We start from the raw sequence: 8160 nt of genomic DNA on the forward strand, positions 1-8160 counted from the left end.
CATACTGCGCGGCCTCAAGGAGCGCTATGAGGTCCACCATGGGGTGGATATCACCGACTCGGCCATTGTGGCAGCGGCCAAGCTGTCCCAGCGCTATATCGCCGACCGCCAGTTGCCGGACAAGGCCATCGACCTGGTGGATGAGGCCGCCAGCCGTATTCGCATGGAGATCGACTCCAAGCCCGAGGAGATGGATCGCCTGGATCGTCGCCTGATTCAGTTGAAAATGGAGCGGGAAGCGGTCAAGAAAGAGGAGGATGACGCCTCCCGCAAGCGGCTGGAGAAAATCGAGAACGATATCGCCGTGATCGGCAAGGAATACGCCGATCTGGAGGAAACCTGGAAGGCGGAAAAAGCCGCCCTGCAGGGTTCTGCACAGGTGAAAAGTGATCTGGAACAGGCGCGTATCGATATGGATGCGGCGCGCCGCGCCGGCGACCTGGCCAGGATGTCGGAATTGCAGTACGGCAAGATTCCCGAGCTGGAAAAACAATTGGCGGCGGCCAGTGAAGCGGAAGGCCGCGAGACCCATTTGCTGCGCAACAAGGTCACCGAAGAGGAAATCGCCGAGGTGGTTTCCAAGTGGACCGGCATCCCGGTTTCCAAGATGTTGGAAGGCGAGCGGGAAAAACTGTTGCGCATGGAGGAGTCCCTGCATAAGCGGGTGATCGGCCAGCAGGAGGCGGTGGTGGCGGTATCCAACGCGGTGCGCCGCAGCCGGGCTGGCTTGTCCGACCCCAATCGACCCAATGGCTCGTTTCTGTTTCTGGGCCCCACCGGTGTGGGCAAGACCGAGCTGTGCAAGGCGCTGGCGGAGTTCCTGTTTGACAGTCAGGACGCCATGGTGCGCATCGATATGTCCGAGTTTATGGAGAAGCACTCCGTGGCCCGCCTGGTGGGTGCGCCCCCCGGTTATGTGGGCTACGAAGAGGGCGGATACCTGACCGAGGCGGTGCGCCGCCGCCCCTATTCAGTGCTGCTGCTGGACGAGGTGGAGAAAGCCCACCCCGATGTGTTCAATATCCTGCTGCAGGTGCTGGACGACGGCCGCCTGACCGACGGCCAGGGTCGCACCGTGGACTTCCGCAATACCGTGGTGGTGATGACCTCCAATCTGGGGTCAGATCGCATTCAGGCGGTGGTCGAGGATCGCTCGTTCGATACCATCAGTTTTGACGACAGCGCCGAAACGGACGATTCGACCACCAATGAAAATCGCTACCAGGCGATGAGAGAAGCGGTGATGGAGGTGGTTACAGGCCACTTCCGGCCCGAATTCATCAACCGCATCGACGAGGTGGTGGTGTTCCATCCCCTGGGCAGAGGGCAGATTCGCGGCATTGCCGACATTCAGCTGGGGCTGCTGAAAAAACGCCTGGCGGAACGGGATCTTTCGTTGGATCTTTCCGAGGCGGTGATGGACAAGATCTGTGAGGCGGGATTTGATCCGGTCTATGGTGCTCGCCCCTTGAAGCGGGCTATTCAGCAGTTGCTGGAAAATCCCCTTGCGCAACAGGTGCTGGCGGGGCGTTATGCGCCGGGCAATACCATTGAGGTCAGCTTGACGGGGGATCAGTTATCTTTTGGTGTGGGCTAAGCAGGTTGTGTAAAAATTAAGTTGCATTAAAAAAGGGTGGCCCAGTTAGTGGCCACCCTTTTTGTTTGCATCATATTGATTAGCAATGACGGTTTGTCACGCAATGGCTTAATCACAGAATTCTTTCACTTGCCCCTGGGATTTTTTCAGCCACTCCTGGCGCTCTTCTTCCGTCAGGTAGCGCTGCTCGCCTTTTTCCTCATCGTCATAAAGTATACGTGTGCGGTGAGTGAGTGAATCCAGATTCGTTCTTGCCCGTTGGCAGTCCTCAGCCTTTCGAGTCTTCTCGACAGCCAGCACCTCAGCTGATTTCTTCAGGGGTTCCTTGGGCTTCTCTTCGGCGGTTGTGGATGGCAGGGCATCCTCTTCGGCAGGGGAGTCGGGTTCTGCCGACTCGGCAGATTTGCCTTTGATCTTGATGACTTCAACCTGTTCTTCCAATGGTGGCTTTTCAGAGTAGTGCCAGGAACCCTGTTCATCCTGCCATTTGTAGATTTTGCCGGCGTGCAGGGGGAGGCACAGTGCCATTGCCAGGAGTGCCCCGAACACTTTGCTGAAATGCTTCATATCCATGAACCTGTTGAATTGCGTTGAATGCCGATACCTAGAAATCATCATAGCGGATTTATTGCAGCGATGTTGAGTACCTGATTGCAAAAATAATGGCAGATGCGAGGGGGTTCTGTCGATAACCGCTTGACTCCACAGCAATAAGTTAATAAAGTTGGGCGCTCTGCGAATGGCGCCTTGCCATTTGCACGCTGGGTCCAACCAGCTTGCCAAGTGAACGAAAACAGCGTTCGCCGGGCATCCAGACAGGTTCGTTTACCCACGGGCCTGACGCACCGAATACCACGAGCTTATCGTCGGTTGCGTATTTGCACTAGCAGACCTGTGATGTCACAGCGGTTGTCGTTTATGTCTATTGGCAGGCGGCCCGGTGTTGTGTTTTCAGACATCTTGAGGATTTGCACAGTGGAATTACTGTCTGGCGGTGAAATCGTCGTTCGCGCATTAAGGGATGCCGGTGTCAAGCATATCTGGGGTTACCCGGGTGGTGCGGCGCTGCATATCTACGATGCGCTTTTCCAACAATCTGACGTTCAACATATCCTGGTGCGACACGAGCAGGCTGCCGTTCACGCTGCGGACGGTCACGCGCGCTCCACCGGCGAAGTCGGCGCGGTGCTGGTGACCTCCGGTCCCGGTGCCACCAATGCCATTACTGGTATCGCTACCGCCTATATGGACTCCATTCCCCTGGTGGTGATTTCCGGCCAGGTGCCTTCCGCCAAAATCGGTGAAGACGCTTTCCAGGAAACGGACATGGTGGGTATTTCCCGCCCGATTGTTAAGCACAGCTTTCTGGTCAAGGAGCCCGGTGACATCGCCGGGGTCATTGCCAAGGCATTTTTCATTGCGGCCACGGGGCGGCCAGGCCCGGTCGTGGTTGATATTCCCAAGGACATCACTGACCCGAATAACAAAGTGGCATACGAGTATCCGGAGAAGATCAAGATCCGCTCCTACCAGCCCACCACCAAGGGTCACACCGGACAGATCAAGCGCGCCGTCAAGACGCTGCTGGCGGCCAAGCGCCCGGTGATCTACGCCGGCGGCGGCGTTGTTCTCGGTAACGCCTCCGGGCAACTGACTGAACTGGCCAAAATGCTCAATGCGCCGGTGACCAACACGCTGATGGGGCTGGGCGCCTATCCGGGTTCTGATCGCCAGTTCCTCGGCATGCTGGGCATGCACGGCACCTTTGAGGCCAATACCGCCATGCACCACGCCGATGTCATTCTGGCGGTGGGTGCGCGCTTTGATGACCGGGTGACCAATACCATCAGCAAGTTCTGCCCATCCGCCACCATCATCCATATCGATGTGGACCCCACCTCTATCGCGAAAACCGTTGCCGCGGATATCCCCATTGTCGGCGCCTGTGACGTGGTGTTGCAGGAGATGATCGAGCAGCTCGAGCACAGCGGCAAACACCCTGATGAACAGGCGATTGCCGAGTGGTGGAAGCAGATTGACGAGTGGCGCGAGCGCCACGGCATTTACACCCAGTCCCGCTATGAACCCAGTGTCGGTAACGTGATCAAGCCCCAGGACGTGATCAAGGCGCTGTACAAGGTGACCAATGGTGATGCCTATGTGACCTCCGACGTGGGCCAGCACCAGATGTTTGCGGCCCAGTACTACCTGTTTGACAAGCCCCGTCGCTGGATCAATTCCGGTGGCCTGGGCACCATGGGCTTCGGTCTGCCCGCCGCGATGGGGGTGCAGTTGGCTCACCCCGACGCCATGGTGGCCTGCGTGACCGGTGAGGGCAGTATCCAGATGTGTATCCAGGAGTTGTCCACCTGCACCCAGTACGGCCTGCCGGTAAAAATCATCAATCTCAACAACCAGGCCTTGGGGATGGTGCGCCAGTGGCAGGATATGCAGTACAGCAGCCGCTATTCCTCCAGCCTCTATGAGGACTCCCTGCCCGATTTCATCAAGCTGGCGGAAGCCTACGGCCATGTGGGCATCAAAGTGACCCATTTCGACGAGCTTGAGGAGAAGATGGCAGAGTGTTTTGCCCTCAAGGATCGGGTGGTGTTCATGGATATCTATGTGGATCGTTCCGAACACGTCTACCCGATGCATGTGGCCCCCAACGGTTCCATGCGCGATATGTGGTTGAGCAAGACGGAGCGCACCTGATGAGACGTATCATTTCTGTTTTGATGGAAAACGAACCCGGCGCCCTGTCCCGTGTGATCGGGCTGTTTTCCCAGCGCGGTTACAACATCGACAGCCTGACGGTGGCGCCCACCGAGGACCAGACGCTGTCGCGGCTGACGCTGACCACCCATGGCAACGATCATGTGATTGAGCAGATCACCAAGCATCTCCACAAGCTGATCGATGTGGTCAAGGTGGTGGATCTCACCGAGGGTCCCCACATTGAGCGGGAGCTGATGCTGGTCAAGGTAAAAGCGCACGGTGCCCAGCGGGCGGAGATCAAACGCTGTGTGGATATTTTCCGCGGCCAGATTATCGATGTTGGCACCAATGCCTACACGGTACAGATTGTGGGCAACAGTGATAAACTCGACGCCTTTCTTCAGGCCATCGGTGACGCGGACATTCTCGAAGTGGTGCGCACCGGGGTTTCCGGGCTGTCCCGGGGCGAAAAAGCGCTGCGGCTGTAATGTTTGGTTTAGGGGTTTTGCCGGTGGCCTGCTGAAGGCTGCTGCAAACCGTTTGATTTAGATTGACAAAATAACACAGGTGAAACAAATGCAAGTTTATTACGATAAAGACTGCGATCTTTCCATCATCCAGGGCATGAAAGTGGCCGTTATCGGTTATGGTTCCCAGGGCCACGCCCACGCCCTGAACCTGAAGGATTCCGGCGTGGATGTCACGGTCGGTCTGCGCCCCGGTTCCCCCTCTGCGATCAAGGCCGAAAAAGCCGGTCTGGCGGTAAAGAGCGTTCCCGAAGCCGTAGCTGCCGCCGATCTGGTGATGATCCTGACCCCGGATGAGTTCCAGTCCCAGCTGTACAAGAACGAAATCGAACCCAACCTGAAACAGGGTGGCACCCTGGCGTTTGCCCACGGTTTTGCCATCCACTACAACCAGGTGGTGCCCCGCGCCGATCTCGACGTCATCATGATCGCCCCGAAAGCACCGGGTCACACCGTGCGCAGTGAGTTCACCAAGGGCGGTGGTATTCCCGACCTGGTGGCGATCTACCAGAACGCCTCCGGCAATGCCAAGAATGTTGCACTGTCCTACGCCAGTGGCGTCGGTGGCGGTCGCACCGGCATCATTGAAACCACCTTCAAAGACGAAACTGAAACCGACCTGTTCGGTGAGCAGGCAGTGCTTTGCGGCGGTTGTGTCGAGCTGGTTAAAGCCGGTTTCGAAACCCTGGTGGAAGCGGGCTACGCGCCGGAAATGGCTTACTTCGAGTGTCTGCACGAGCTGAAACTGATCGTCGACCTGATGTACGAAGGCGGCATTGCCAACATGAACTACTCCATTTCCAACAATGCCGAGTACGGTGAATACGTCACCGGCCCCGAGGTGATCAATGCGGAGTCCCGTGCGGCTATGCGCAACGCACTGAAGCGTATCCAGAATGGTGAGTACGCCAAGATGTTCATCTCTGAGGGCGCTACCAACTATCCGTCCATGACCGCATATCGCCGCAACAATGCGGCTCACCAGATCGAACAGGTCGGTGGCCGTCTGCGTGAAATGATGCCCTGGATTGCTGCCAACAAACTGGTAGACAAAGAGAAAAACTAAGTCTCGCCAGGTAGCTCGGAAAAACCGCGCCCCGGCGCGGTTTTTTTGTCATGCCCTTTGATGTTTAATGGTGGTTGGTCGTTGCTGGCCACGACCAGTCGATGTTGGCTGAGTCAATCCCAGAGAAGTGAACATGACAGATAACGAAGATCCCACCCGTTCAGGCAGCAGTGAACAGCCATCGACAGAAAGTCCGGACAGTTCTCCCCCGGAACGCACCCGTCACAAGGGCATTTATTTATTGCCCAACCTGTTCACCACCGCTGCGCTGTTCGCCGGCTTCTATGCGATCCTGGCGGGTATGGATGGCAAGTTTGAAGCGGCAGCCATCGCCATTTTCGTGGCGATGATCTTTGATGGCCTGGATGGCCGCGTCGCGCGCTTGACACATACTTCTAGTGAATTCGGGGTTCAGTACGACAGTCTGTCGGATATGGTGTCGTTTGGTGTCGCCCCTGCGGTCGTGGCGTTTAGCTGGATGCTCAACGAGTTGGGCCGCGTCGGCTGGGCTGCCGCGTTTATCTATGCCTCCTGTGCCGCGTTGCGCCTGGCGCGTTTCAACACCCAGGTCGATGTGGTGGATAAGCGCTACTTCATTGGCATTGCCAGCCCGACGGCAGCGGCACTGGTGGCGGGGCTGGTGTGGAGTGGTTACGATGCGACGCCCTCCTCACAGCTTGCCGCGGTCGCAGCCCTGGTCACCGCCCTGTCCGGACTGCTGATGGTTTCCAATTTTCGCTACCACAGTTTTAAAGGTCTGGACCTGAAGGGCAAGGTACCCTTTGTGGTGCTGTTTGGTATTGCGATGGCTTTCGTGGTGATTACCATTGATCCGCCGCGCATCCTGTTCCTGATGGCACTGCTCTATTCATCGTCGGCGCCGGCCCTGTGGTTGTGGCGCAAGTTCCGCTCCGGCCGCAAGCAGGCCTGATTTGGCTGGGTTGGCAACCGTGCAAAAAGCTGGTTGAATTGTGCCTTCTTGCCCATCACTATTTCGGTTTCATGAAATGAACGCGCAGGTGAATCCTTTTTTAGCACCTGACCGGCAGCGCACATTGCCTGGGGGTGCTGCTATTCGTTTGCTGCTCCTGCCCTGAGGGGCATCTACTTTTTTCAAAACCGTCATTCCCATTTGCAAATGCCTCCCACCGCGGGGAGAATTCGCGTAATTATTTTGTCCAGCCCCTTTTGGTCGAGCCGCAGGGGCGCAATACCTGGAGCCGCAACTGATGGACAAACAACATCTGGTGATTTTTGATACGACTTTGCGCGATGGCGAGCAGAGTCCCGGCGCCTCCATGACCAAGGAGGAAAAACTCCGCGTGGCCAAGGCGCTGGAAAAACTGCGGGTGGATGTCATTGAGGCGGGTTTTGCCGTCTCCAGCCCTGGGGATTTCGACGCGGTGAAATCCATCGCCGAGACCATCAAGGATTCCACTGTCTGCAGTCTGGCGCGCACCACCCACGTGGACATCGAACGCGCCGCCGAGGCACTGAAGAAAGCCAAATCCGGTCGCATCCACACCTTTATCGCCACCTCGCCGATCCACATGAAATACAAGCTGCAGATGAGCCCCGATCAGGTGGTGGAGCAGGCGGTCTCGGCGGTGAAGCTGGCCCGCAACCTGATTGGCGATGTGGAGTTTTCCCTGGAAGATGCCAGCCGCTCGGAGTTCGATTTTATGTGCCGGATTATCGAGCAGGTGATCGATGCCGGTGCCGGTACCATCAACCTGCCGGATACCGTCGGCTACGGCTTTCCCGAGGAGTATGCCAATACCATCGGCCGCCTGATCGAGACCGTGCCCAACGCGGATAAAGCCGTTTTTTCGGTGCACTGTCACAATGACCTGGGGCTGGCGGTGTCCAATTCCCTGGCGGCGGTGATGAAAGGCGCCCGCCAGGTGGAGTGCACCATCAACGGCCTGGGCGAGCGCGCCGGCAACGCGGCGCTGGAAGAAATCGTCATGGCGGTGCGCACCCGCAAGGATATTTTCCCGGTGGAAACCCGTATCGATACCACCCAGATTGTGCCCACTTCACGGCTGGTCTCGAGCATCACCGGTTTCCCGGTGCAGCCCAACAAGGCCATCGTCGGCGCCAATGCCTTTGCCCACGAGGCAGGTATCCACCAGGACGGCGTTATCAAGAGCCGCGAGACCTACGAGATCATGCTCGCCCAGGATGTGGGCTGGGTGACCAACCGGCTGGTGCTGGGCAAACACTCCGGGCGCAACGCCTTTCGCACCCGG

At 57.5% G+C, this 8160-nt stretch carries 7 protein-coding genes; 6 read left to right on the forward strand and 1 reads right to left on the reverse strand.

The features are described 5' to 3' along the window. Positions 1–1597: AAA family ATPase (locus tag ABY948_RS09810; protein WP_461482355.1), on the forward strand; the 1597-nt coding region annotated here is incomplete at its 5' end. A 108-nt stretch (positions 1598–1705) separates the two neighbouring features. Here ABY948_RS09810 and ABY948_RS09815 read toward each other — a convergent pair. Then, positions 1706–2164, reverse strand: coding sequence for a DUF4124 domain-containing protein (locus ABY948_RS09815; protein ID WP_461482356.1), 459 nt, complete (start codon positions 2162–2164; stop codon positions 1706–1708). Positions 2165–2572: 408 nt separating this feature from the next. Here ABY948_RS09815 and ABY948_RS09820 point away from each other — a divergent pair, with 408 nt between their 5' ends. The 5 genes from ABY948_RS09820 to ABY948_RS09840 all read left to right on the forward strand — a co-directional run. Beyond that, positions 2573–4312: an acetolactate synthase 3 large subunit gene (locus ABY948_RS09820; RefSeq protein WP_461482357.1), complete on the forward strand. Its 1740-nt coding sequence runs from the start codon at positions 2573–2575 to the stop codon at positions 4310–4312. Further along, on the forward strand, positions 4312–4803 hold the full coding sequence (gene ilvN, locus ABY948_RS09825; RefSeq protein ID WP_461482358.1) for an acetolactate synthase small subunit: 492 nt from the start codon (positions 4312–4314) through the stop codon (positions 4801–4803). Before ABY948_RS09820 ends, ilvN begins: the two co-directional genes overlap by 1 nt. Before the next feature lie 88 nt (positions 4804–4891). Next, positions 4892–5908 carry a ketol-acid reductoisomerase gene (gene ilvC / locus ABY948_RS09830; RefSeq protein WP_461482359.1) on the forward strand — a complete coding sequence of 339 codons (1017 nt, stop codon included), beginning with the start codon at positions 4892–4894 and terminating at the stop codon, positions 5906–5908. Between the two features lie 133 nt (positions 5909–6041). Beyond that, positions 6042–6839: a CDP-diacylglycerol--serine O-phosphatidyltransferase gene (gene pssA, locus ABY948_RS09835; RefSeq protein WP_461482360.1), complete on the forward strand. Its 798-nt coding sequence runs from the start codon at positions 6042–6044 to the stop codon at positions 6837–6839. A 298-nt stretch (positions 6840–7137) separates the two neighbouring features. Further along, positions 7138–8160: 2-isopropylmalate synthase (locus tag ABY948_RS09840; protein WP_461482361.1), on the forward strand; the 1023-nt coding region annotated here is incomplete at its 3' end.

Origin of the sequence: Porticoccus sp. (assembly GCF_041592135.1) — a bacterium.
Taxonomy (GTDB): domain Bacteria; phylum Pseudomonadota; class Gammaproteobacteria; order Pseudomonadales; family Porticoccaceae; genus Porticoccus.